A 23,203-nucleotide genomic window follows, 5' to 3' on the forward strand; every position below is an offset into this window, starting at 1 on the left:
TGACCGATTCGCATGACGGCGGCATGCGCCCCAAGCTTTACAGGACGCGCACCGGCGTGTTCCGTTCCATGCTCATCCATGCCGACCCGCCGCGTAATACGCTCCCGATTGCCGGAACACCGTTTCGGGGGCATAAGGCACCGGTAACTCTGGATGGGGGAGGTCGGCGATGCAGGCGCTGATCGAAATGATCATCGGCTTCGTCGCCATGCTCGCCGCCGCGGCGCTGTCGCAGTTCGGCCTGCAGCTCGACGCCCCGCAGGAATCCCAGCGGGAGATCCACCGCGTCCGCGACTGCGACGAGACACCGGCCGCCACGGCGTTCACCGCGACCGAACACAAGCAGGACTGCTGACGCTTGCGCCGGATTTGTCCGTGCTCGCCTTTGCGCGCCGCGAATGAGCCGCTAGGGTCCTGACGGGTCGCGCGCCCCGGCTGCGCGACGTCGCATCCTGACGAGATCGCCGCCTCATGAAGTCCCGCCAACGGCCGCCGCTGAACCTGACCGACCCCGAACCGGAGGCCGCGGCCCTGGCCGAGTTCGAAGCCGTGCCGGACCTCCCGCCCGAACCCATGCCCGAGCCAGCGCCGGCGCCGGCGCCCGAGCCGGCGGCCGAGCGCCCCATGTCCGAACGCCGTCGCCGCCGCCTCGCCGAGGAGCGCCGCCAGGCCGAGCAGCGGGCCGCCGAGGCGGCAAGGCGCGAGGCCGTCGTACTGGCCCCCGCCCTCACGCCCGAACCGGGCCAGTCCGCGGATGCGCCGCCGGTCGCCTATGATCCGCCCCCGGCGCCCGCGCCGCCCCGGCGCCCGGCCGAACCGGCGCCGTCCGGGCGACACGCCTATCTGCTGGCCGGCGTCTCGGCGGCTCTGTGGATCGGCGGCGTGGCGGCGTGGCTGGCCTTCGAAGTCGGTTCGGGCGCGGTCAATCTCGACCCTCTGCGCATAGCGGTCTACGCCCTGATCGCCTTGGCCCCGGCCGGCCTCGCCATCATGCTGGCCCACGCGGTGCGGCTGGGCGCCGGGCTGGCGGCGGAAACCCGCCGGGCGCGGAGCCTTTCCGAGGCGCTGATCGCCCCGACGGCGCTGGCGGCCCAGCAGACCGGCGAGGTCCTGCATTCGCTGCGCAACGACATCGACCAGGCCTCGCTCGCCGCCGAGCGGGCGCGGAACGACATGACGCTGCTGCGCGAGGCCTTGGCGCAGGAGACCACGCGACTGAACGAGGCCGCTGAAACGGCCGGCCGCACGGCGCGCCGGCTGACCGAACAGCTCGGTCACGAACGCGATCAGATGCAGACGCTGGGCGTCCAGCTGGACAGCCAGGCCAGCGGCGTGATCGACGCGGTCGAACGGCAGTCGCGCATGGTGGTCGACGCCTCCGACCTGGCCCAGACGCAGCTGCGCGAGGCCGAGGCCGCCCTCGCCGCCCGCGCCGCCGACCTGGCCGCCGCCGCCGGCGAGGCCCAGGACGCGGCCCGCGTCGCCGCCGACGATCTGGCCCGCCAGACCCTGCGGCTGGAGAACGCCGGCTCCGGCGTCGCCGAACAGATCCAGTCGGTCGAGGAAGGCCTCGGCCAGCAGCGCGCCGCCCTCGTCACCGCCGCCTACGCCCTGCGCACCGATCAGGAGGACTTCTCGGCCCAGGTCGAGAGCCAGCGCGCCCAGCTGACCGAGCAGCTGTCCGCCACCCGCGCCGTCACCGACGAACTGGGCCAGACCTCGGCCCGGACGACCGAAAGCATCAAGGACCTCGTCGAGGCCGCCACCGACCAGTTCCGCGCCCTGGTCGAGATGTCCGCGCGCGAGGCCGACGGGTTCGACAGCGCGACCAAGCTGGCGCTCGACAAGTTCGAGACGCTGGCGGCCGAGGCGCGCGACGCCCTGGTCGAGGAGACCCGCCGCGCGCTGGCCGCGCTGCAGGCCACGGCCGAGGACTCGCGCCTCGCCGCCGCGGAAGCCGCCGAACAGGCCCAGGTTCGCGCCGACCGCCTCGGCGAGGCCCTGTTCGACGCGGCGCAGAAGGCCGATCAGGCCGCTGACGCGCGGGTCGACAGCGCCCGACGCATCGTCACCGAAACCAGCGGCCTGGTCGACGAGGCCGGCCAGCACGCGATCGAGCGACTCGAGAGCACCGTCGAGCGTATGAACGCCGCCCTGGCCCGCATCGACGAGGCGATGGAGGACCTGGACGCGCGGGCCGCCCGCCTGCCCGAGGAAGCCCAGAAGCGGGTCGAGGCCGTGCGCGCCTCGGTCGAGGAAGGTCTCGCCGCCCTGTCGGCCGCCTCGCAAAAGGCCGCCGCCGACACCGAGGCGCTGGACGCGGGCTTCCAGGAGCGGGTGCGGCGCAACTACGACATGCTGACCGAGGCCGTCCGGCTGATGGGCGTGGTCTCCGGCGACAGCCCGACGACCCGCCGCCGCGAGGCCCTGGCCGCGAGCACGCCTCCCGAGCCGGAGCCCCCGCAACGCACGCGGCCCGAGCGGTCCGAGGAGGCGCGCGGATTTGGCCTTCGCGGGCGGCTGAAACTGGAGCCCATGCCCGGGGCGGCCGTTCCGAACCAGCCGGAGAAGGACCGGCTGGGCTGGAGCGACCTGGAAGACCAGGGCGCTGCCGAACCGCCGCTGGATCTCGACACGCCGGTCATGCCGGCGTCCGACAACGAGGCGCTGGGCGACCGGATCACGGCCGCCATCCGCCGGATGGGCGTGGATCCGAACGCCCTCCTGCCCCGCTCCCGCGTCGAGGAGGCCGCCCAGGCCGTCGCGGGCGGCGATCCCGAGCGGGCTCGCCAGATCGTGCGGCGGGTCGCGCCGGCGGCGGTGCGCAGCGTGTCCCGCCGGGTGCTGACCGACTCCGACCTGCGCACGGACGCCGAGACCTATGTGCGGGCCTTCTCGCGCGAGCTGGCCGCACGGGCGGCGGCCAACGACGGCCCGGGGGTTCTGGGACGGCTGACGTCGGACGGCGGCCGGGCCTTCATGCTGCTGGACGCGGCGATCGGCGATCTGGCCTGACCGGCGCCGACCAATAAGGCTTGACGGATCGGTCGCCCTGTCGACACGGTTCGACGTCACGCTTTTGTCACGGACAGGCACGGTCAATGGTCGATATCACGGACCCAACGTCGTCGGACCACCGGCCGGCGATCGTCATCTGCGCCTGGGACGCGAAAGAGGCGGCGTGGGACCCGATCGAGGACCTGTCGGGTCAGCCGTGGAGCCCGGCCGGAGCGCGCACCGTGGCGGTGCCGGCGGCGGACCCCGACATCCTGGCCTCGACCCTGTCGGCCCACCTGAGCGACGGGCGGACGCGGGCGCTGCTGCTGGTGGGCCGGACGCGGCGCAGCGACGGCTTCCGGGTGCAGATTCGCGCGGAGAACCGGACCCTGGACGGCGCCGGACGGATGAACCGGGTCGGACCGAGCGTGGCCAGGGCCACGGCCCCCGTCGCCGATATGGTGCGAGCCCTGAACGAGGCCGGACTGATCGCGGACGCTTCGTCCGACGCCGAGGACGACGTCGGCAGCTATCTGCTCTACAGCGTGCTGGCCAATCTTGAGGAGGGGGTGGATACTCCGGCCATCGGCCTGCTGCGGGCGCCGGAAGGCGAGGGCGACGCGGCGGTGACGCGGGCGGTGAAGACCGCCGCCCAGGCTATGGCCCGCCACCTGTCGCCCCTGCCCCGTTCACGCGCCGGCTAGAGCGGATCCCAGTCTTCGTCGCAACGGCAGGGCGACGATCAGGCCGGCGGCGGCCATCGCGGCCATGGCCCAGTAGCCGCCGGCGCCGAAGCGATCGTAGAGCGGGCCCGACGCGGCCGTGGCCAGGCCGATCAGCAATCCCGCGGACAGCACCGAGCCCAGCGTCTGCGCGGCGGTCTGGCTGTCGCGCGGGGCCAGCCGCTCGACGATCTGCACCCCGGCCAGGAAGGTGGCGGCGAAAGTCAGGGCGTGCAGCGCCTGCAACGGCCAGAGCAGCCAGAGCGGAGGAGCGAGGGCCATGGCGCTCCAGCGCAGCACCGCGGCGGCCGACCCGACCATCAGCAGGCTCCACGGCCCGACGCCGACGCGACGGCGCCACGGTTCGAACAGCCACATCAGCCCGATCTCGACGATGACGCCGAAGGCCCAGAGCTGGCCGGTCACCGCCTCGCTTATCCCCTGGGTTTTCCACAGGATGGCCGAGAAACCGTACTGGAAGGCGTGGGCCGCCTGCACCGCGCCGACGGCGAAGATGGCGGTCATGAACACCGGATCGGCGATCAGGCGCCCGACGCCGCGGAACCGCTCCAGTCCCGCCAGGACCTCCCCGTCGGCGACCGGCTCGGGCGGCAGGGCGAAGGCCGCGACGGCGGCGGCGCCGAGGGCGGTCAGGGCCGTCCAGAGGATGATGACGTTGACCGGGGCGGTCAGCAGCAAGGCGCCCATGCCGACGTTGGCGGCGACAAAGGCGGCCGAGCCGCAGCCGCGCGGCACGGAGAAGCTGAAACCGTCACGCGCCGCCAGCCGCAGGGTCAGGACGTCGGTCAGCGGGATCAGGGCGGCGGCGGCCGTCGCGCCGAGAAACCAGCAGGCGGCCCAGGCCGCGAATCCCTCGACCAGGCCGGCGCCGCCATAGCCGAGGGCCATGGCCAGGCCGAGCAGGGCGATCGGCGTGCGACGGCGGCGGAAGCCGTCCGCCCACACCGCCAGCAAGGGACCGGTGACGACGCGGGCCAGCATCGGAGCCGCCAGCAGGGTCCCGATCTCGGCTCCGCTCAACCCCTGCGCGCGAAACCAAAGGCCTGCAAACGGGAGGGACACACCACTGGCGCCGAAGAGCAACACATACTGCAAAGCTACGCGCTGGGCGGCGGTCATGGCGGCCGAATAGCAGACGTGCAAGATTCTGTCGGCTAGCCTTCCTCGATCTGACGTCGATCCGGCTTGGCTTTTGATTGCTCTTGCCGCATTGCCGACACAAACGACCCACGCCTGACAGCCACGAAACGAGACCGAGTACCGTATGGCCTTCCCCGTGCCCGAGACGTCCCGCCGCGACCTGTTCCCCGAGATCGAACCCTACGCCACAGGCTTCATGCCGACCGGCGGCGTTCACGAGATCTATTACGAGGAATGCGGCAACCCCCAGGGTCTGCCGGTCGTGGTGTTGCACGGCGGACCCGGCGGCGCGGTGAATCCGGGCATGCGGCGCTATTTCGACCCGTCGAAATACCGCATCGTGCTGTTCGACCAGCGCGGCTGCGGCAACAGCCGGCCAAACGCGTCGCTGGAAGAGAACACCACCTGGACCCTGATCGAGGATATCGAGCGGCTGCGCGAGCTGCTGGGCGTCGACAAATGGGTGGTGTTCGGCGGCAGCTGGGGTTCGACCCTGGCCATGGCGTACGCCATCACCCATCCCGAGCGGGCGGCGGCGCTGGTGCTGCGCGGCATCTTCCTGCTGACCCGGCCCGAGTTGCACTGGTTCTATCAGGAAGGGGCCTCGAACCTCTTCCCCGACGCCTGGGAGCGGTTCGTCGCGCCGATTCCGGAGGACGAGCGGCACGACCTGATGGGCGCCTATTACAAGCGGCTGATCGGTGACGATCAGGCGGAGCGGGAACGCTGCGCCATCGCCTGGTCGAGCTGGGAGGGTGAGACGGTCAGCGTCGAGGGGCCCGAGGCGCGGCCCGACAAGTTCGCCGAACCCGATTTCGCCGTGGCCTTCGCGCGGATCGAGAATTGGTATTTCACCAACGGCGGCTTCTTCCCCGAGGAAGGCTGGCTGCTGAAGAACATCGGCCGCATCCGGCATATCCCGTGCTGGATCGCGCAGGGCCGGTTCGACGTGGTGACCCCGCTCTCGGGGGCCTGGGCGCTGCACCGCGCCTGGCCCGAGGCGAAGCTGGACATCGTCAAGGACGCCGGCCACGCCTCGACCGAGCCGGGCATCGTCGACAGCCTGGTGCGGGCGACGGACTGGGCGGCCGGGCTCTAGCGGACGACCGACGTCGGTTCAGTTCCTGAACTATTCCCGACCTGTCCTTCGACGGACAGTCGTCGCGCGGATCAGTTCGAGGAGGAACACCGATGATCGCCCCCCAAAGATACCTGCTCATCACGGCGGCCCTGCTGGCGACCGGATCGTCGGCGACGCCGGAGAGGCCGCTGGCCGTGGCGCCGGACGACGCGGCTGTTCACTGGTCGCCATGCCCTCCGATCTTCGCCGGGGGATGCGAACTGGCGGTCCTGCATGGTGATCCGGGGCAGCCGAACGCCGATGTCTTCCTGCGCGTGCCCGCCGGCGTCGCCCTGCCCGCCCACACCCACTCCAGCGCCGAGCGCATGGTCCTCGCCGCCGGTCGGATGACGGTCAAATACCGGGACGCGCCAGAGACCATCCCGAGGGCGGGCTCCTACGCCTACGGGCCCGCGGGAGCGCCGCATCGGGCCGCCTGCGTCGGCAGCGAAGCCTGCGTGCTGTTCATCGCGTTCGAGGGGCCGGTGGACGCCCTGCCGTATGCCGGGTCGCTCGACTGAAGCGACGGACCCGATCGGAGGAGCCGCCTACTTCGGATTGGTTTTCTCGACCATTTCGGAGAGCTGGAAGCCGATGCGGCGGGCGGGGCGTTCCTCGGGCTTCTTGCGCACGTCGAGCAGGACGTTGATCTGGGCGTAGTGCTGGATCAGGCGGACCGGACGGCCGTCGGCGTTCCTGCCGAGAAACAGGATGAAGTCCGGGCCCCAGAAGCCGATGTCGTCGATCGACATCGTGCCGTCGCCGGGCAGGCCGACGATGCGGGCGCCGACCTCCTCGTCCCGGTCGAGGCCCTTCTCGAAATCCTCGATCAATTTGGACAGGCGGACGAAGGCCCATTCGGCCGGGTTCTCGCGCATGCGCACGCCGTCGGTCAGGGCGGCGGTCTGTTCGGGCGAGGCGGCCGGGAGGACCGGCTCGGGGCATGGGGCGTCGCCGCAATCGGAGAACAGCGAGGCGGGCGCGACGACGGGCGCGTCGGGGCTCGCAGCGGCGGAATCGGCTTTGGCTTTGGCTTTGGTCATGACCGAACCTAACGCCTGAAAACGCCGATCAGAACAGGCCGTGGCCTTTGGGCAGTTCGGCGTAGCGATGCACCCGGGTGGACAGAACCAGGCCGAAGCCGATCATCACCGTCATCATCGACGACCCCCCGTAGGACAGCAGCGGCATCGGCACGCCCACCACCGGCGCCAGGCCCATGACCATGGCGCCGTTTATCAGCACGAACAGAGCGAAGAAGGCCGTCATCCCGGCGGCGGCGATGCGGCCGAAATGGCTGTGGGCCAGCGAGGCGATACGCAGGGCGATCAGGATCACCGCAACGTAGCAGGCCAGAACCGTGAAGGAGCCGACGAAGCCGAATTCCTCGGCCACCGTCGAGAAGATGAAGTCCGTATGCCGTTCGGGCAGGAATTCGAGCTGGCTCTGGCTGCCGAGGCCATAGCCCTTGCCCAGCAATCCGCCAGACCCGAGGGCGATCTTGGACTGGATGATGTTGTAGCCCGTGCCCGACGGGTCATTCTCGGGGCTGAGGAAGGTCAGCACCCGGTTGCGCTGGTATTCATGCATGCCGAACATCACGAACGGCGGGATGATGGCCGCGGCCGCGATCGCCCCGGCGGCGATCACGCGCCAGCTGAGGCCGGCCACGAACATGACGGCGGCGCCGGTCAGGCCGATGACCATCGCCGATCCGAGGTCGGGCTGCTTGGCCACCAGCAGGAAGGGGACGCCGATCATCCCGGCCGGGATCAGCAGCTTCCACGACCAGCGGGCGTCCTGGGCCGAATGATTGTGGTACCAGCGGGCCAGCGCCAGAACGAGGCCGAGCTTGACGAACTCGGCGGGCTGGATGCGCATGAAGCCCAGGTTGAGCCAGTTCCGGGCGCCCCCGGCCGTATAGCCGAGCGGGGTGAACTCGATCATCAGGACGAGAACGAGCAGCAGGCCGTAAAGCGGATAGGCGGCGCGGAACCACCATTTCGGGTGCACCATCGCCAGCGCCAGCATCGCCACCAGCAGCGCGCCGAAGCGCAGCAGGTGCTTGGCCGCCCACGGCTGCCAGTCGCCGCCGGTGATCGAGTAAAGCATCGCCGCGCCGACGCCCGCGATCGCGCACAGCAGGCCGACCAGCCGCCAGTCCAGCTCGGCGATCTTGGTCGAGAGCCGGTCGCGCTCGCCGGGACGGGTCAGGGCGGAAGCGGTCATCGGCGCGGCTCCGGCAGGTAGGGACGCGGGCCGGTCGCGGCGGTCGGCGCGGGTTGCGGCGCGGGCGGGGCGATTTCCGCAGCGGCGGCGCCGGTGACCTCCCCGCCGGGCGCGGCGCCGGCCTCGCCCTCGTCGGCGCCGATGGGCGCGACGGCTTCGGGCGGCAGGGGCCGTTCGATCCGGGCGCGCATGTCGGGGTCCTTGAGCAGGACCGTCTTCATGATCTCGCGCGCCTTGGGCGCGGCGTCGGCGGCCCCCCCGGACGGGGCGTGCTGAATGATCAGGGCGATGGCGTAGCGCGGCGCGTCGTGCGGCGCGAAGGCGACGAACAGGGCGTGGTCGCGGCGCGTCCAGACGGCGTCGCGCGGCCCGCGCGCTCCGGAGCCGTAGTCGCGGGACTGGGCGGTGCCGGTCTTGCCCGCCATCTGGATGTCGCCGAGGCCGAGCTGGGAGGCCCGGTAGGCGGTGCCGGTGACGTCGTTGGCCACCGCCGCCATGCCGCCGCGAACGATGTCGAGGTGCTCCTTGCTGAACGGCAGATCGGCGAAGGCCGGCGCGGCCGCGCGCTCCCTGCCGCCGACGGCCTTGACCAGACGTGGCTGCACCGCCTTGCGGCCGTTGGCGATGCGCGAGGTCATGACGGCGAGTTGCAGGGCGTTGACCTCGAGGGCCCCCTGCCCGATCGACACCGACAGGGTTTCACCCGGATACCAGGTTCCATCGTCGTCCCATTTGGTGCGGGCGGTGTAGTCACGTTTCCATTTCGTCGAGGGGACGGTGCCGCTGGACTGGCCGGCGATGCCGATCTCATAGGCCTGGCCGAAGCCGAGATCCTCGGCCACCCGGGCGATCCGGTCGATGCCGGCGCGGTTGCACATGTGGTAGAAATAGGTGTCGCACGAGTTCTTGATGGCGTTGTGCATGTCCATCGAGCCGTGACCGCCGCGCCGCCAGCAGCGGAAGGTGCGGTTGCCGTAGCGATAGCCGCCGGTGCAGGTCACCCGCTCGGTCGGGTCGATGCCCGCGTCGAGAATGGCCAGGGCCGTGGTCATCTTGAAGGTCGAGCCCGGCGGGAAGGTGCCGTAGATGGCCTTGTCCAGCAGCGGCTTGCGTTCGTAGTCGCGCAGGGCGTTGTAGATCTTGCCGGGCACGCCGCCGACGAACAGGTTGGGGTCGAACGACGGGGCCGAGACCATGCACAGGATGTCGCCGTTGCGGACGTCCATGACCACGCAGCCGCCCGACTCCTCGCCATAGACCTCCAGCGCCCGGTTCTGCACGTCGGCGTCGAGCGTCAGGGTGACGTCCTTGCCGGGGATCGCCGGCTTCGAACCGCCGATGTCCTCGGCCACCACGCGGCCGCGGGCGTCGACCTCGACCCGGTTGCCGCCGGCCTCGCCGCGCAGGTCGGTGTCGAAGGCCTTCTCCACGCCCTGGCGCCCGATGCGGAAGCCCGGGTTGAAGAGAATCTCGGGGACCTTTTCGCCGCGCTCCTCGATGGCCTTGATGTCGCGGTCGTTGGGCTTGGCGACATAGCCGATGACATGGGCGAACGAACCGCCGAACGGGTAGTAGCGGGCCTCGTTCATGTCGGCCATCACGCCGGGAAGCTCGTTGGCGTAGAGGTTGACCCGGGCGAACTCCTCCCAGGTCAGGTCGCTCTTGACCGGGACCGGGCTGAAGCGCGGGGCGGCGTTCACATCGCGGATGATGGCGCGGCGGCGTTCCAGGGTGTCCGGCAGCAGGCGGCCGAGCAGGTCGAGGGTCTGGTCGAGGTCCTTGGTCTCGTCGCGGACGACCAGAACCCGGAAGCTGGGGCGGTTGCCGGCGATGACCACGCCGTTGCGGTCGAGGATGCGGCCGCGCGGCGGCGGCACGAGGCGGAAGTTGAACTGGTTGTTCGTCGCCAGGGTGGCGTATTCACCCGCCTGGATCACCTGGAGCTGGGCCAGTCGGGCGGTCAGGGCGACGCCGCCGAGCGTGGTCAGCCCGCCGAGCACGAAGGTGCGGCGCAGGAAGGAGCCCTGCCGCTCGTTGGTGTCGGAAAAGAAGATGGAGGGTTCCGAGCTCATCGGAACCTCACGTCGCCGTCCTCGAACCGCTCGATCAGGCGATGCGCGAACGGGAAGAGCAGCAGGGTCGGCAGCAACTGCAGGAAAACGGAGATCAGGCTGGCCGGCGTCGGGGCGATGAACGCCATGACCACATAGGCCAGCAGGAAGGCCAGGGCGCAGCAGGCGGCGTACCAGACGAACAGCACCGCTGTGTCCTGGCCTGCCAGAAAGCTGCGCGACGCCAGCACGATGCTGTAGATGGCCAGAAAGGTCAGGCCCCACAGGCCGAGCGGGCCGTAGGTCAGAATATCGAGAGCCAGGCCCAGGGTGACGAGCACCATGGGCGCGAGCACCGATGGCCGGATCAAGGGCCAGGCGAAGGCCAGCACCATGGGGATGACCGGCTCGGGCAGGTGCAGGCCGAACAGCTCGACGGGAGTCTGGAGGACGATGGTGGCCGCGACGGAGATCAGCGCCGGATAGACGATCCACTGCATCGGCCCGACGACGCGGACCGCGACGGGGCGTCTCATTCGGTCCCTCCCGGCGCCGGCTGGGCCGGCGGCTGGACGGGCTGGGCCGTCGACGGAGCTGGGGTCGCGGCCGGGGGAGTCGCGGCGGCCTCGCGCGCGGCGGCGCGGCGGGCGGCGGAGTCGGTGATGGCCGTGGTCTGGGCGGCGGTGGCCTCGGCCAGGGTGTCGAGCGCGGCCAGGGGCGGGGCGTTCAGGTCGTCGGCGCCGATCAGCTGGCCGAAATCCTCGAACAGCATGACACGGACGTAGTCGATGGCTCCGCGGTCGCTGAACAGCTTGACCCGCCACGACCCGTCGATGCCCCTGGCCGCGACCCCGATCGGCACGCCGCGCGGGAAGCCGCCGCCGTCTCCGGAGGACAGGATACGATCACCGGCCTGGACCGAGCCGACCCCGCGCACGAACTCGAGCCGCGGATTGCCCGAGCCGTCGCCGGTCAGCAGGGCGCGGGCGTCGGTGCGGTCGACCAGCACCGGGGTGCGGCTGGCCACGTCGGTCAGCAGCAACATGCGGCTGACGTTGGATGAGGTCCCGACGATGCGGCCGACGAGCCCGTGCTCGTTGATCACCGGATTGCCGACCTTGACGCCCCTGGCCGCGCCGACGTCGAGCAGGCGGGCGTTGGAGAACGGGCCGCGGGTGTCGGAGATGGAGCGGGCCGTGCGCATGGCCACCGGCGGCTCGGGCCGGATGCCCAGCATGGCCTCGTAACGGGCGTTGACGTTCTTCAGGGCGATGGCCTGGTCGCGCCACGGCTGCAGCTCGGCCAGCTCGCGCTTGAGCCGGCGGTTCTCGGACACGGCGAAGAAATAGCCGCCGACATAGTCCGAGGCGTGGCCGAACCAGCGCACCGGGGCCGCGAACACGCCGCCGACCGGACCCGAGACGCTTTCGACGCCGGCGCGCACCGGCTGGTAGGGCGAATTCTGGGCCCGGGCGTCGCTGATCAGCAGGAGCACGCAGCCGATGGCGGCGATCACGACCGTGACCGCCGCGGTCCAGACCAGCGGCACCTTGATGTTTTCGAACGGTCCGTCGCGAAACGCCACGGCGCGCCTTCCTCAGAAAAAGGGAATCAGCGGGACGCCCCCTGCCGATGTGCCGAGCCTATCGCAAAATCCGGGCCGTTTGGAAACCGCCGCATCCCCGATGACGCCAAGGATGACAGCGATTTGAGGCGGTGTTGAGAACTGAGCCTTAAAGGGCCGAGTCGAGCACGCCCTTCATCCAGCGCGGATGCTCGAGCACCCGGCCGCAGCCGATGGCGACACAGGACAGCGGATCGTCCGCCACCGAGACCGGCAGGCCCGTGTGATCGCGGATCTCGGCGTCCAGGCCGCGCAGCAGGGCGCCGCCGCCGGTCAGCATGATGCCCTTGTCGGCGATGTCGGCCGCCAGTTCCGGCGGAGTGGCCTCCAGGGCGACCTTCACAGCCTCGACGATCTGGGTCACCGGCTCGGCCAGCGCCTCGGCGGCCTGGCGCTCGGAGATGCGGACCTCGCGCGGCACGCCCTGCATCAGGTCGCGGCCCTTGACGTCGATCGACAGGCCTTCGCCGTCGGCGGGGATGCGGGCGGTGCCGATGTCCTTCTTGATGCGTTCGGCGGTGGTCTCGCCGATCAGCAGGTTATGGTTGCGGCGCATGTAGGAGATGATCGCCTCGTCCATCTTGTCGCCGCCGACGCGGACCGAACGCGAATAGACGATGCCCGACAGCGACAGCACGGCCACCTCGGTGGTGCCGCCGCCGATGTCGACGACCATGGAGCCGGTCGGCTCGTGGATCGGCAGGCCGGCGCCGATCGCCGCGGCCATCGGCTCGTCGATCAGGCCGACGCGGCGGGCCGAGGCGTTGAGGCAGGAATCATTGATGGCGCGGCGCTCGACGGCGGTAGCGCCCGACGGCACGCAGACGATGACCTTGGGGTTCACGAAGCCCTTGCGGTTGTGAACCTTGCGGATGAAGTGCTTGATCATCTCTTCCGCGACTTCGAAGTCGGCGATGACCCCGTCGCGCATCGGACGGATGGCTTCCATGTGACCGGGGGTGCGGCCCAGCATCTGCTTGGCCTCGATGCCCACGGCGTGGACGATCTTGCGGCCGCCGACATTGCGGAGCGCGACCACCGAGGGCTCATTCAGCACGATGCCCTTGCCCTTCATGTAGATCAGGGTGTTGGCGGTGCCGAGGTCGATGGCGATATCGTTGGAGATCGCGCCGAAAATGCTGGAGAACATGGGTTCGGGATACCGTTCGTTCGGGCCTGGAATGGGCGTTCGCTGTCTCGATCCGCTTCGGCGACGCCCGGCCGCGCGTATCCCCACACGCGCCGCCTCCTGATCGTTATCGCCTGACCGACCTTCCGGCCCGTTTGCCCTTGTGCGGGGGGGATTACAAGCCCCATGCGAGCCGTCGAAGCCCGCCGCCGCCGCTATCCGCGCCGGGACCGTTCACGTTCCCGTCAGCCACGCTTTTCAGTCCGGCGCCCCGGCCGCGCGCTCGCGTCGCCTGACCAGTTCGCGGACGCCCAGCATCAGGCCCAGCCAGACCACCGCGACGCCGGCCAGGATCAGTGAAGTCCAGACGCCGTCTCCGCTCACGGCCGCCGCCACCGCCCCGCCGAAGAAGGCCACCAGCGCGGTCTTGGGCAGCACGCCGAGCGCGCATCCGAACAGGTAGGCCGGGAAGGAGGCGCGGGTGGCGCCGAAGGCCATGTTGACGACGATAAACGGGGCCGACGGCACGTTGCGGATCATGAAACTGGCGTAGAAGGCGTTCTTGCCGACGAAGCCCTTGAGGCGGTGAAGCGTGCGGCCGCCGAAGCGATCCAGCATTCGCGCCGTCGGGCCTCGCCCAAGCCAGTAGGTCACGCCCGCCGAGGCGATGGTCGCCGCCCAGCTGTAGAGGAAGCCGGACCACGGTCCGAAGGCGACCACGCAGGCGGCGATCAGGATGAACTGCGGCGCGCCGATGAAGGCGGCGGCGATGAACAGGATGACGGTGGCCGCGAAGGCCCACGGACTGCCGGCGTAGCCTTGCAGCCAGGCCTCCAGCTTCTCCTCGGCCGCCAGCCCGAGCTGGCTCTTGCCGATCATCAACAGGGCGACCGTGGCGCCGAGCAACAGCGCCGTCGCCAGCGCCGCCCGCCAGCGGCGGCCTTCCATGTTGAGGATGAAGTCGAGGATGCGGCCCATGAGGTCGCGATTAACATCCCGCGGCCAAGTCGGCGAGGGCGAGGGCCGGCCGTGGCTCACCGTGACCGCGACCGCGGCCCCGGAACAGCCGGGCTTTCCGGGCGTTGCCGCCATGACGCAAACGGACTGCGCGCGTCGCCCATTCTGCTTGGGTCGAGGATGGCGCCGACTGTCTTCATCGCAGTCACTGAAGAGACGAACCGATGTCCCTGGAAAACCCCAAGACGACCGCGAAGATCGCGGGCCACCCGATCCACCCGATGCTTATCCCCTTCCCCATTGCCTTCTTTGTCGGAGCGTTCGCGGCGGACGTCGCCTACTGGCAAACCGGCAATGCGTTCTTCGCCAGCGGCGCTGCGTGGCTGATCGGGGCCGGCCTGGTCATGGCGGCGCTTGCGGCTCTGGCGGGACTGGCGGACTTTCTGGGCAGCCGCGCGATCCGCGCGCTGCGTCCGGCCTGGCTTCACCTGGTGGGCAATGTCACGGCCGTGCTGCTCGAACTGTGGAACCTGATCCTGCGGCTGGGCGACCCTGCCGCCGCGGTCGTGCCGATGGGCCTCGGCCTCTCGCTGGTGGTGACCCTGCTGCTGCTGTTCAACGGCTGGATGGGCTGGGAGATGGTGTACCGCGGCCGTGTCGGCGTCGCCGATCGGTGAGCCGCCGGCGAAAAATCGCTGCTGATCCAGGGCAGACCCCGCGTGCGGATCTGCCCGACCGTTCCCTGATCCGCCTGCGCGTCCGTCCGGGCACGAACCATGTCAGCAGCGGCCGCACGGTGCTGGCCACCGACGACAACGGCGTGCTGGCTCCCCAGCTCGACCGGGGCCTGTTCGTCCACGAGACCCGGCTGCTGTCCCGCTACCGATACCTGATCGACGGAGTCGAACCCCAGGCCGTCTCGGCTTCGAACGTCGATCAGCGCTCCTGGCTGGGCTATTTCATCGTTCCGGCACCGGGGGGCGAGATCGAGAAGGAGCGCGACCCGATCTCCGGAGCGGCCCAGGAGGCGGTGGAACTCAGGCTCTCGCGCTATCTGGGCGACGGCATGCATGAGGACGTCGACCTGACGAATTTCGCGCGCTGGCCGGTCAGGCTGGAGCTGACGCTCGAACTGGAGTCCGACTTCGCCGACTCCTCGGAAACCGGCGGCGACCGCCGGCAGACGGGCCGGAAGTCCTCCGTCTGGGCCGCGGGGGACCAGACCTGGGAGCTGACGACGACCTATGAGGCCAGGCGCCGCTACGCCCACCAGGGCGAGGCGGGAGAGGCCCGCATCCGGCGCGGGCTCGGGATACGCTTCTCCAACGCCACGACGCCGCCGCGCCGCAAGGGCGGCCGTATCCGGTTTTCCATCCACCTCGAGCCCCGCGAGCGCTGGCATTGCTGCGTGGACCTGACGCCGCGGATCGAGGACCAGGCCTTGCCGCCGATGTACGGATGCCGGTCATTCGTCGCGCCGGACAACGAGTACGAACGCCGCACGGCCGTGTTTCTCGACGAGGCCACGAGGTTCTCGAGCGGCGAGAGCGGCACCCTGGCCCCGGTGGTGGTCGGCGCCCTCGATCAGGGCAAACGCGACCTCGCCGCCTTGCGCCTGTTCGATCTCGATGTCGGGGACCATGCCTGGACGGTGGCGGCCGGCCTTCCCCTCTATGTCGCGCTGTTCGGCCGGGACACCCTGACCGCCGCCTGGGAGGCCGCGCCGGTGTCCACAAGCCTGATGCGCGGAACCTTGCCGGTGCTCGCGGCGCGTCAGGGCCGGGCGCGGGACGACTGGCGCGACGAGCAGCCGGGGCGGATGCTGCATGAGGCTCATACAGGACCGTTGGCGGCCCTCAACTTCACGCCGCAGGGGCGCAGCTACGGCTCCCTGACCACCTCGGGCTTCTATCCGTTCGTGGTCGCCCAGCTCTGGCACTGGACCGGCGACAAGGCGCAGGTCGAGCCGTTCCTCGAACCGGCCATCTCCGCGCTGAAATGGCTCGACGACTGCAGCGACCGGGATGGCGACGGCTTCTTCGACTACCGGACCCGCTCGATCATGGGGACGGAGAACCAGGGCTGGAAGGACTCCGGCGACGCGCTGGTGCATGCCGACGGCTCGGAGGCGGTAAAGCCGATCGCCACCTGCGAGGAACAGGGCGTCGCCTACGCCGCCAAGCTGAACCTGGCCGAGGTCCTGTGGTGGTTCGGCCGCCGGGACGAGGCGAAACGCCTTGCCGACGAGGCGACGGAGCTCAAGAAGCGGTTCAACGCGGCCTTCTGGATGGAAGACGAGGGCAGCTTCGCCATGGCCCTCGACGCCGACGGACGCCAGGTCCGGTCGATCGGCTCGAACGCGCTGCATTGCGTGGCGACGGGGATCGCCGACACGTCGCTGGTGACACGTACGCTGGATCGCCTGTTCGCCGACGACATGTTCAGCGGATGGGGGGTTCGCACCCTGTCCTCCGATCATCCGTCGTACAATCCGTACGCCTATCATCGCGGAACGGTCTGGCCGGTGGAGCACGGCCCGTTCGCGGTCGGGGCCTATCGCTACGGCTGCCACAATCGTGTGGAGCAGATCTGCCGCGCACAGTTCGAGACCGCGGCGCTGTTCGACCACTACCGGCTGCCGGAGTGCATCTGCGGACATGCGCGGGATGCGGACCATCCCTTCCCGGCGGTCTATCCGGCCGCCAACGCGCCCCAGGCCTGGTCGGCGACGACCCCCTACACCCTGCTCCAGGCCCTGCTCGGGCTGCAGCCCTATGCGCCCCTGAAGATGCTGTTCATCGACCCGCAGCTGCCGCCATGGCTGCCGGAGATCACCCTCTCGAGGATGCGCGTCGCCGAGGCCGTGGTCAGCCTTCGCTTCTTCCGCCGACCGGACGGACGCAGCGACTACGAGGTGCTCGACAAACAGGGCTCCCTGCACGTTGTCCGGCAGCCGAGCCCGTGGTCGTTGACCGCGGACTTCGGCGAACGCGCCCGGGACATCCTGGCGGGGCTGACGCACTGATGTCCCGCACGGCGCCCACGGACAGGCCGGCGGGGAACGGTCAGGACGACCGCTCGGTCGTGATCACCGGAGGCTCGGCCGGCGTGGGACGGGCCATCGCCCTGCGGTTCGCCCGGGGCGGCGCCCGCGTGGCCGTGCTCGGGAGGTCCCGCGACGGCGTGGACTCTGCGGCGCGCGAGATCGAGGCGGCGGGCGGCCAGGCCCTCGCCCTTGTGGCCGATGTCAGCGACGCCGCGGCGGTCTCCGCGGCCGCGGACGAGGTGGCGCGGCGGTGGGGCGGCATCGACGTGTGGGTGAACAACGCCATGGTGACCATGTACGCGCCGGTCTCGCGGATGTCGGCGGAGGAATTCCGGCGCGTCACCGAAGTGACCTATCTGGGCTGCGTCCACGGGACGATGGCGGCGCTGACCCACATGCGGCCTCGCGACGCCGGCGTGATCATCCAGATCGGGTCGGCCCTCAGCTACCGCGCCATTCCGCTGCAGTCGGCCTATTGCGGCGCCAAGTTCGCGGTCCGCGGGTTCACCGACGCCCTGCGCAGCGAACTGCGTCGCGAGACGTCGGGCGTCCGCATCACCATGCTGCAGTTGCCGGCGGTGAACACGCCCCAGTTCGACTGGGCCCGGACCGTCTTCCCGCGCCGCCCACAGCCGGTGGCGCCGATCTTCCAGCCCGAGGCCATCGCCGACATCGTCTGGCGGGCCTCGCGGGACGTTCCGCGCGAGGTGTGGATCGGGTGGCCGACGCTGAAGCTGATCGCCGGCGCCGCACTGGCGCCGGGGTATCTCGACCGCTACCTGGCCAGGGAGGGCTACGACGCCCAGCTCAGCCAGGAGGTCCAGCCACCGGGCCAGGAGGACAATCTGTTCGGGCCCGCCGAGGGCGGTCATACCGTCCACGGACGGTTCTCGGCGCGAGCCAGGCCGTCGGTGGCGGCGTTCGATCCGCTGGTGGCGCGGCTTGCGGCCCTGGGCGTCACCGCGGCGTTGGCGGGACTGGCGGCGCTGGCGTTGCGCCGTATGCCCGATGATCGCCGGCAGCCGTCCAGCCCTGCAGGGTCGGCGCATCGCTCCCGGTCAGGCTGCGCCGGGCGAGGATCATCGCGCCCACAACGCAGGCGCTGAACAGCATCCCCTCCAGTCCCCCGGTCACCACCTGGCTGACCGGCCCGAAGCCGCTCTCGCCGAACAGGCCGCCGATCGGATCGAGCCGGAGGCGCGAGTCCGGGAAACGGCGGGCGAGCAGATCAAGGCTGCCGGCCATCAGCCGGCCTCCCAGCAAGGGGATGAGGGCGCCCGCCGCGCCGCCGGCCAGACCCGCGGCGGCCATGCCGCGCCGGAGCGACGGCGCGCCCGCAGCGAGGCTTCCCAGCCAGGCCCCGAGGCCGACCGCGCCGCCGAGCAACAGGCCCTCGGGGCCCCCGGTGATCTCGCCCGGCGACTGGCCGAACAGGAGGTTGAACGCGTCGAGGCCGAGCAGCTTGGTGAAGCCGCCCACGAGCAGCCCTCCGACAGCGCCGCCGGCTATGGGCCAGACCGCGGAGCGACCGGGCGCGAAGCCCGCGGCCGCGATCCCGAAGCCGACCCCGGCGCCCCCCATCAGCCCGACCAGTATGGTGAGGCAGACGAGGACGAGAAGCACCGAGATCTCGCCCATGCCCGGCTGCAGCGGCTGCGACGCCCCGGCGAAACCATAGAACAGGCCGCCGAAGACGCCGGCGAACCCGCCCCCGATCATCCCCGCTCCGCCAAGCAGGAGAAACCGCCGCCAGGAATAGCGCGGCGGGAGGTCCGGCGCCGGGCGGGTTGCTGCGATCGCCCGGGGACCCGGTTCATCGTCGAGACGTTCGACGGGCGCGATAAAGCGGTAGCCGTGCTTGGGCACCGTCTCGATGAAGCGCGGATTGGCGGCGTCGTCGCCCAGCCGGCGCCGGAGCGTCTTGATGCACTGGGTGAGCGCCTCGTCCGTGACCGGCACGCCGCGCCAGACCTCCTCGAGAAAGCGGTCCTTCGAGACCAGCGCGCCCTGCTCGCGCACCAGCAGGACCAGAGCGTCGAGATAACGGGCGTTCAGCTCCACCGGCACGTCATCCCGCCTGAGCTGGCGGTCGCGGGGATCGAGACAAAAGCGTTCGAAGCGAAAGCCGCCGGGCGCCATTTTTCAGCAGGACCTCAGGAGTTGCTCATGCCGCTCAGCCGCCGCACAGGCCAGGCTGCGAGCCTCACCCACGTCACGAGGCATGGCAATGGCGGAAAACGCGGAAGACCGGGCCGGGCGGCGCCGGCGCCATTGGATTATAGCCGCCTGGGCTGCTGTCGCGGCGCTGATCGTGCTGCCGCTGGTCGTTCTCTGGTTGACGACGGCCATCGGGATTTGATCGCTCTTTCGCAACTGCGTAAGGATTGCGGATCCTTCCCCGGAGTCGCCATGTCCAGCCTGCAGTCCGCCGCCCTCGCCCGCGTCAAGCCCTCGGCCACCCTGGCCGTGACCGCCCGGGCGCGGGAACTCAAGCGCGAGGGGCGCGACGTGATCGGACTGGGCGCCGGCGAGCCGGACTTCGACACGCCGGACAACATCAAGGACGCGGCGATCGCCGCCATCCGCCGCGGCGAGACCAAATACACCGATGTCGACGGCATCCCCGAGCTGAAGGCGGCCGTGGCGGCCAAGTTCGCGCGCGAGAACGGCCTGAAGTACGAGACGAACCAGATCCATGTCGCCCCGGGCGGCAAGACGGTGATCTACAACGCCCTGGTGGCGACCCTGTCGCCGGGCGACGAGGTGATCGTGCCGGCGCCCTACTGGGTGTCCTATCCCGACATGGTGCTGCTGGCCGGGGGCGAGCCGGTGACGGTGGTCGGGCACGAGGCCGACGGCTTCAAGCTCAGGCCGGAGGCGCTGGAGGGCGCGATCACGCCGCGAACGAAGTGGCTGATCCTGAACTCGCCGTCCAACCCGACCGGCGCGGCCTATACGGGCGCGGAACTGGAAGCGCTGGCCGCCGTGCTGCGCCGCCACCCGCAGGTCTGGGTGATGACCGACGACATGTACGAGCACCTGATCTACGGGGACTTCGACTACCGGACCATCGCCGAGGTGGCGCCGGACCTGTACGACCGAACGCTGACGGTGAACGGGGTGTCCAAGGCCTACGCCATGACCGGCTGGCGCATCGGCTACGGCGCCGGGCCGAAGCCGCTGATCGACCTGATGCGCAAGGTGGCGGGCCAGACGACGTCCAATCCGTCGGCGATCAGCCAGTGGGCGGCGGTCGAGGCGCTGAACGGGCCGCAGGACTTCATCGCCGAGCGGGCCAAGCATTTCGAGGCGCGGCGCGACCTGGTGGTGTCGATGCTGAATCAGGCGACGGGCATCCGCTGCGCCGTCCCGGAAGGGGCCTTCTACGTCTATCCCTCGATCGAGGGACTGATCGGCAAGACGACCGAAGGCGGGGCGGTGATCGACGGCGACGACGCCTTCACCGCCGAACTTCTGGACGCCGAGGGCGTCGCCGTGGTGCAGGGCTCGGCGTTCGGGCTGAGCCCCTATTTCCGCATCAGCTATGCGACCTCGGAGAGCGTGCTGGAGGAGGCCTGCCGGCGCATCCAGCGGTTCTGCGCGAGCCTGCGCTAGGCCGCCCGGCTGACCGCGAAGTCGGCCAACTGCTCCAGCGCATCCCGCCATTCGCCGGCGGGCAGCGGCTTCAGCGCCGTCTGGGCGGCGGCGGCGTAGTCCCAGGCGGTGTCGAGCGTGGCGCCGATCGCGCCCGTGCCGATGATCAGTTCGCGGGCGCGGCGGAAGTCGTCGTCGGTGCGCTGTCCCTGGTTGATGGTGCGGTCCCAGAAGGCGTCCTCGCGGCCGCGCGTGCGGGCGGCGGCGAGCAACAGGGGCATGGTCACCTTGCCCTCGTGGAAGTCGTCGCCGGCGTTCTTGCCCAGGGTCGCGGAGGCGCCGCCGTAATCCAGAGCGTCATCCGCCAGCTGGAAGGCGATGCCGAGATTCAGTCCGTAGGCGCGCAGGGCCTGCACCGCCGTCTCGTCGGCCCCGGCCCCCACCGCCCCGGCCTCGGCGGCGGCGGCGAACAGTTCGGCGGTCTTGGCCGAAATGATGCGCAGATAGGTGTCCTGGTCGAGGTTCAGGTCGTGGGCGCGGGTCAACTGCAGCACCTCGCCCTCGGCGATGACGCTGGAGGCTGTGGCGAGAATGCCGAGGGCGCGCATCTGGCCGGTCTCGACCATCAGCTCGAAGGCGCGGGCGAACAGGAAGTCGCCGACCAGCACGCTGGACGGCGCACCCCAGATCAGATGGGCGGCGGTCTTGCCGCGGCGCAGGTTGGAGCCGTCGACCACGTCGTCGTGCAGCAGGGTGGCGGTGTGGATGAACTCGACCGCCGCCGCCAGCTTGCGAGAGGCGTCGATGTCGTCGACCGCGCCCGACGCCCGAGCGGCGGCCACGGTCAGCAACGGGCGCAGGCGCTTGCCGCCCGCCGAGACCAGATGCTCGGCCAGCAGGGGAATCACCGGCACCTGCGACTGCATCCGCTCGACGATCAGGGCGTCCACGGCGGCCATGTCGCGCTTCGCCAACCGCACCAGCGGTTCAACGTCTCCCTTGGGGCGGGACTCGGCGACGGTGACAGCGTCCAACGGAGAACTCATGGGCACGGCGCGGGGGGAGGATCACGCCTGAAAATCCAGCCGCCGCTTGCAGGGCGGCGTCGCGGCGCACAATGGTGATCGGGCCATGAAGGGTCAAGCTGCGTGACCGTCGCACCGTTCGTTCCGCAAGGCGGAGACATCGTCGAGAACGCCCTTCTGGGCGGACGCGTCCGGCTGCGCCAGCCCGCCAAGGGATATCGCGCCGGCATGGATGCGGCGCTGCTGGCGGCGGCGGTCGACGCGCGCCCGGGAGAGCGGGTGCTCGAGGCGGGATGCGGGGCCGGCGCGGTGCTGATGCAGGTCGCGGCGCGCGCGCCGGGGGTGATTCTGACCGGGGTCGAACGCGACCCGGCCATGGCGGCGCTGGCGCGGGAGAACGCGGCGCTGAACGGGGTCGAGGCGGACATCGTCGCCGGCGACGTGGCGGCCGGGTTCCGCGCGCTGGGGCTGGAGCCGTTCGACCGGGTATTCAGCAATCCGCCCTTCTTCGATGATCCAGGCGCGCTTCGGGCGCCGGCGGCGGGCAAGCACGGCGCGTGGATGGCCGACGACGGGCTGGGGGCGTGGACGCGGTTCCTGCTGAAGGCGGTACGAGAGGGCGGGCGAATTGTCGTCATTCATCGCGCCGACCGGCTGGCCGACCTGCTGGCCCTGCTGGGCGAGACGGCGGGATCGTTCTCGGTGCGTCCGGTGCATCCCTATGCCGACGAGCCGGCCAAGCGGGTGCTGGTGCAGGCCATCAAAACCGGCAGGGCGCCGCTCCGGCTGCTGCCGCCGCTGGTGCTTCACGACCGGTCGGGCGGCAAGCATGCGGCGGAGGCGGAAGCGGTGCTGCGTGGAGAAGCCGCCCTGCCCTTCTGATCCCCCGCGCCTTGGGCTAGACAGCCGCCATGTCCCTGCGCCCGTTGTTCGTCACCCAGATCTATGAAGCGTCTCTGGCGTCCGCGCCCGGCTTCCCCGCCTTCAACGCGGCCCTCGCCGACGCCTGCCGCATGCTGGCCGCGGAAGACCAGGCGGGGCGGATGTGGTGCCGTGAGCATGGCTATCGCGGCTATACCTCGTACGGCTCGCTGAGCGACCTGCCGCAGCGCCTGCCCGAATTCGCCGAGCTGAAGCGGCGTCTGGACCGGCACGCCGCGGCCTATGCCAAGGCGCTGAACTTCAGCCTCGCCCGCAAGCCGCGACTGGACAGCCTGTGGGTCAATATCCTCAAGCCCGGCGGCGGCCACAGCGGCCATATCCATCCGCACGCCTTCCTCAGCGGCACCGTCTATGTCGAGGTGCCCGACGGCGCCTCGGCCCTGAAGCTGGAGGACCCGCGCCTGCCGATGATGATGGCCCGCCCGGCCGTCCACGCCGACGCGCCGGAGGCCGAGCGGCCCTTCGTCTACCTGGCGCCGCAGGCCGGCACGGTGCTGATCTGGGAAAGCTGGCTGCGCCACGAGGTGCCCCCGAACGCCGCCCGGAGCGAGCGGATTTCGGTGAGCTTCAACTACGCCTGAGCCCGAAACGCGGCCGATGACCCGC

Annotated in this window: 20 protein-coding genes and 1 pseudogene; 11 read left to right on the forward strand and 10 right to left on the reverse strand. The window is 70.6% G+C overall.

The window, feature by feature from the left end; genetic code table 11:
* The first annotated feature begins 169 nt into the window (after positions 1-169).
* The 3 genes from VEB62_RS08085 to VEB62_RS08095 all read left to right on the forward strand — a co-directional run bounded on the left by VEB62_RS08085 (position 170) and on the right by VEB62_RS08095 (position 3,701).
* On the forward strand, positions 170-355 hold the full coding sequence (locus tag VEB62_RS08085; RefSeq protein WP_324797841.1) for a hypothetical protein: 186 nt from the start codon (positions 170-172) through the stop codon (positions 353-355).
* Positions 356-471: 116 nt separating this feature from the next.
* Positions 472-3,015 (forward strand): tipN, encoded by a 2,544-nt coding sequence (locus VEB62_RS08090; RefSeq protein WP_324797844.1) that lies wholly within the window; start codon positions 472-474, stop codon positions 3,013-3,015.
* Between the two features lie 86 nt (positions 3,016-3,101).
* Positions 3,102-3,701: a hypothetical protein gene (locus VEB62_RS08095; protein WP_324797847.1), complete on the forward strand. Its 600-nt coding sequence runs from the start codon at positions 3,102-3,104 to the stop codon at positions 3,699-3,701.
* Here the strand turns inward: VEB62_RS08095 and VEB62_RS08100 are convergent.
* Positions 3,687-4,859 carry an MFS transporter gene (locus tag VEB62_RS08100; RefSeq protein ID WP_324797850.1) on the reverse strand — a complete coding sequence of 391 codons (1,173 nt, stop codon included), beginning with the start codon at positions 4,857-4,859 and terminating at the stop codon, positions 3,687-3,689. The two genes, VEB62_RS08095 and VEB62_RS08100, sit on opposite strands and share 15 nt — an antisense overlap.
* A gap of 145 nt (positions 4,860-5,004) precedes the next feature.
* Between VEB62_RS08100 and pip the strand changes: the two genes are divergently transcribed.
* Together pip and VEB62_RS08110 are read left to right on the forward strand one after the other, a co-directional pair.
* Positions 5,005-5,979, forward strand: coding sequence for a prolyl aminopeptidase (gene pip, locus VEB62_RS08105; RefSeq protein ID WP_324797853.1), 975 nt, complete (start codon positions 5,005-5,007; stop codon positions 5,977-5,979).
* Positions 5,980-6,071: 92 nt separating this feature from the next.
* Positions 6,072-6,521 (forward strand): cupin domain-containing protein, encoded by a 450-nt coding sequence (locus VEB62_RS08110; protein WP_324797856.1) that lies wholly within the window; start codon positions 6,072-6,074, stop codon positions 6,519-6,521.
* Positions 6,522-6,548: 27 nt separating this feature from the next.
* On the opposite strand, the gene VEB62_RS08115 is transcribed toward VEB62_RS08110, so the two are convergent.
* The 7 genes from VEB62_RS08115 to VEB62_RS08145 form a co-directional block, all read right to left on the reverse strand.
* A complete protein-coding gene (locus tag VEB62_RS08115) occupies positions 6,549-7,043 on the reverse strand; it encodes a DUF6173 family protein (RefSeq protein WP_324797859.1) in 495 nt (164 codons plus the stop codon).
* A 28-nt stretch (positions 7,044-7,071) separates the two neighbouring features.
* Positions 7,072-8,229 (reverse strand): rod shape-determining protein RodA, encoded by a 1,158-nt coding sequence (gene rodA, locus VEB62_RS08120; RefSeq protein ID WP_324797862.1) that lies wholly within the window; start codon positions 8,227-8,229, stop codon positions 7,072-7,074.
* Positions 8,226-10,301 carry a penicillin-binding protein 2 gene (gene mrdA / locus VEB62_RS08125; RefSeq protein ID WP_324797865.1) on the reverse strand — a complete coding sequence of 692 codons (2,076 nt, stop codon included), beginning with the start codon at positions 10,299-10,301 and terminating at the stop codon, positions 8,226-8,228. Before mrdA ends, rodA begins: the two co-directional genes overlap by 4 nt.
* Positions 10,298-10,816 carry a hypothetical protein gene (locus tag VEB62_RS08130; RefSeq protein ID WP_324797868.1) on the reverse strand — a complete coding sequence of 173 codons (519 nt, stop codon included), beginning with the start codon at positions 10,814-10,816 and terminating at the stop codon, positions 10,298-10,300. The genes mrdA and VEB62_RS08130 overlap by 4 nt, the downstream gene beginning before the upstream one ends.
* On the reverse strand, positions 10,813-11,865 hold the full coding sequence (gene mreC / locus VEB62_RS08135) for a rod shape-determining protein MreC (protein WP_324797871.1): 1,053 nt from the start codon (positions 11,863-11,865) through the stop codon (positions 10,813-10,815). The genes VEB62_RS08130 and mreC overlap by 4 nt, the downstream gene beginning before the upstream one ends.
* A gap of 148 nt (positions 11,866-12,013) precedes the next feature.
* Entirely contained in the window at positions 12,014-13,054 is a 1,041-nt protein-coding gene (locus VEB62_RS08140; RefSeq protein ID WP_056450471.1) for a rod shape-determining protein, read from the reverse strand.
* A gap of 237 nt (positions 13,055-13,291) precedes the next feature.
* Positions 13,292-14,011, reverse strand: a complete 720-nt coding sequence (locus VEB62_RS08145) for a TVP38/TMEM64 family protein (RefSeq protein WP_324797876.1) — start codon at positions 14,009-14,011, stop codon at positions 13,292-13,294.
* A gap of 203 nt (positions 14,012-14,214) precedes the next feature.
* On the opposite strand from VEB62_RS08145, the gene VEB62_RS08150 reads away from it, so the two are divergent.
* From VEB62_RS08150 to VEB62_RS08160, 3 genes are all read left to right on the forward strand, one after another.
* A complete protein-coding gene (locus VEB62_RS08150) occupies positions 14,215-14,667 on the forward strand; it encodes a DUF2231 domain-containing protein (RefSeq protein WP_324797878.1) in 453 nt (150 codons plus the stop codon).
* A gap of 119 nt (positions 14,668-14,786) precedes the next feature.
* Positions 14,787-17,015 carry an amylo-alpha-1,6-glucosidase gene (locus VEB62_RS08155; RefSeq protein ID WP_324797881.1) on the forward strand — a complete coding sequence of 743 codons (2,229 nt, stop codon included), beginning with the start codon at positions 14,787-14,789 and terminating at the stop codon, positions 17,013-17,015.
* The gene (locus tag VEB62_RS08160) at positions 17,015-18,142 is read left to right on the forward strand and encodes an SDR family oxidoreductase (protein ID WP_324797883.1); all 1,128 of its coding nucleotides are present in this window, start codon (positions 17,015-17,017) and stop codon (positions 18,140-18,142) included. The genes VEB62_RS08155 and VEB62_RS08160 overlap by 1 nt, the downstream gene beginning before the upstream one ends.
* Before the next feature lie 748 nt (positions 18,143-18,890).
* On the opposite strand, the pseudogene VEB62_RS08165 reads toward VEB62_RS08160, so the two are convergent.
* Positions 18,891-19,175: pseudogene (locus VEB62_RS08165) on the reverse strand (winged helix-turn-helix domain-containing protein); the annotation flags it as partial.
* 270 nt (positions 19,176-19,445) lie between these two features.
* On the opposite strand from VEB62_RS08165, the gene VEB62_RS08170 reads away from it, so the two are divergent.
* Positions 19,446-20,651 carry a pyridoxal phosphate-dependent aminotransferase gene (locus VEB62_RS08170; RefSeq protein WP_324797885.1) on the forward strand — a complete coding sequence of 402 codons (1,206 nt, stop codon included), beginning with the start codon at positions 19,446-19,448 and terminating at the stop codon, positions 20,649-20,651.
* Here the strand turns inward: VEB62_RS08170 and VEB62_RS08175 are convergent.
* A complete protein-coding gene (locus VEB62_RS08175; protein WP_414642001.1) occupies positions 20,648-21,664 on the reverse strand; it encodes a polyprenyl synthetase family protein in 1,017 nt (338 codons plus the stop codon). The genes VEB62_RS08170 and VEB62_RS08175 overlap by 4 nt on opposite strands.
* A 114-nt stretch (positions 21,665-21,778) precedes the next feature.
* On the opposite strand from VEB62_RS08175, the gene VEB62_RS08180 reads away from it, so the two are divergent.
* Both VEB62_RS08180 and VEB62_RS08185 read left to right on the forward strand, forming a co-directional pair.
* Positions 21,779-22,537 (forward strand): tRNA1(Val) (adenine(37)-N6)-methyltransferase, encoded by a 759-nt coding sequence (locus VEB62_RS08180; RefSeq protein ID WP_324797887.1) that lies wholly within the window; start codon positions 21,779-21,781, stop codon positions 22,535-22,537.
* A 29-nt stretch (positions 22,538-22,566) separates the two neighbouring features.
* Positions 22,567-23,178, forward strand: a complete 612-nt coding sequence (locus VEB62_RS08185) for a TIGR02466 family protein (RefSeq protein ID WP_324797889.1) — start codon at positions 22,567-22,569, stop codon at positions 23,176-23,178.
* Positions 23,179-23,203: the final 25 nt, after the last annotated feature.

This window comes from Brevundimonas sp. (assembly GCF_035626975.1).
GTDB lineage: Bacteria > Pseudomonadota > Alphaproteobacteria > Caulobacterales > Caulobacteraceae > Brevundimonas.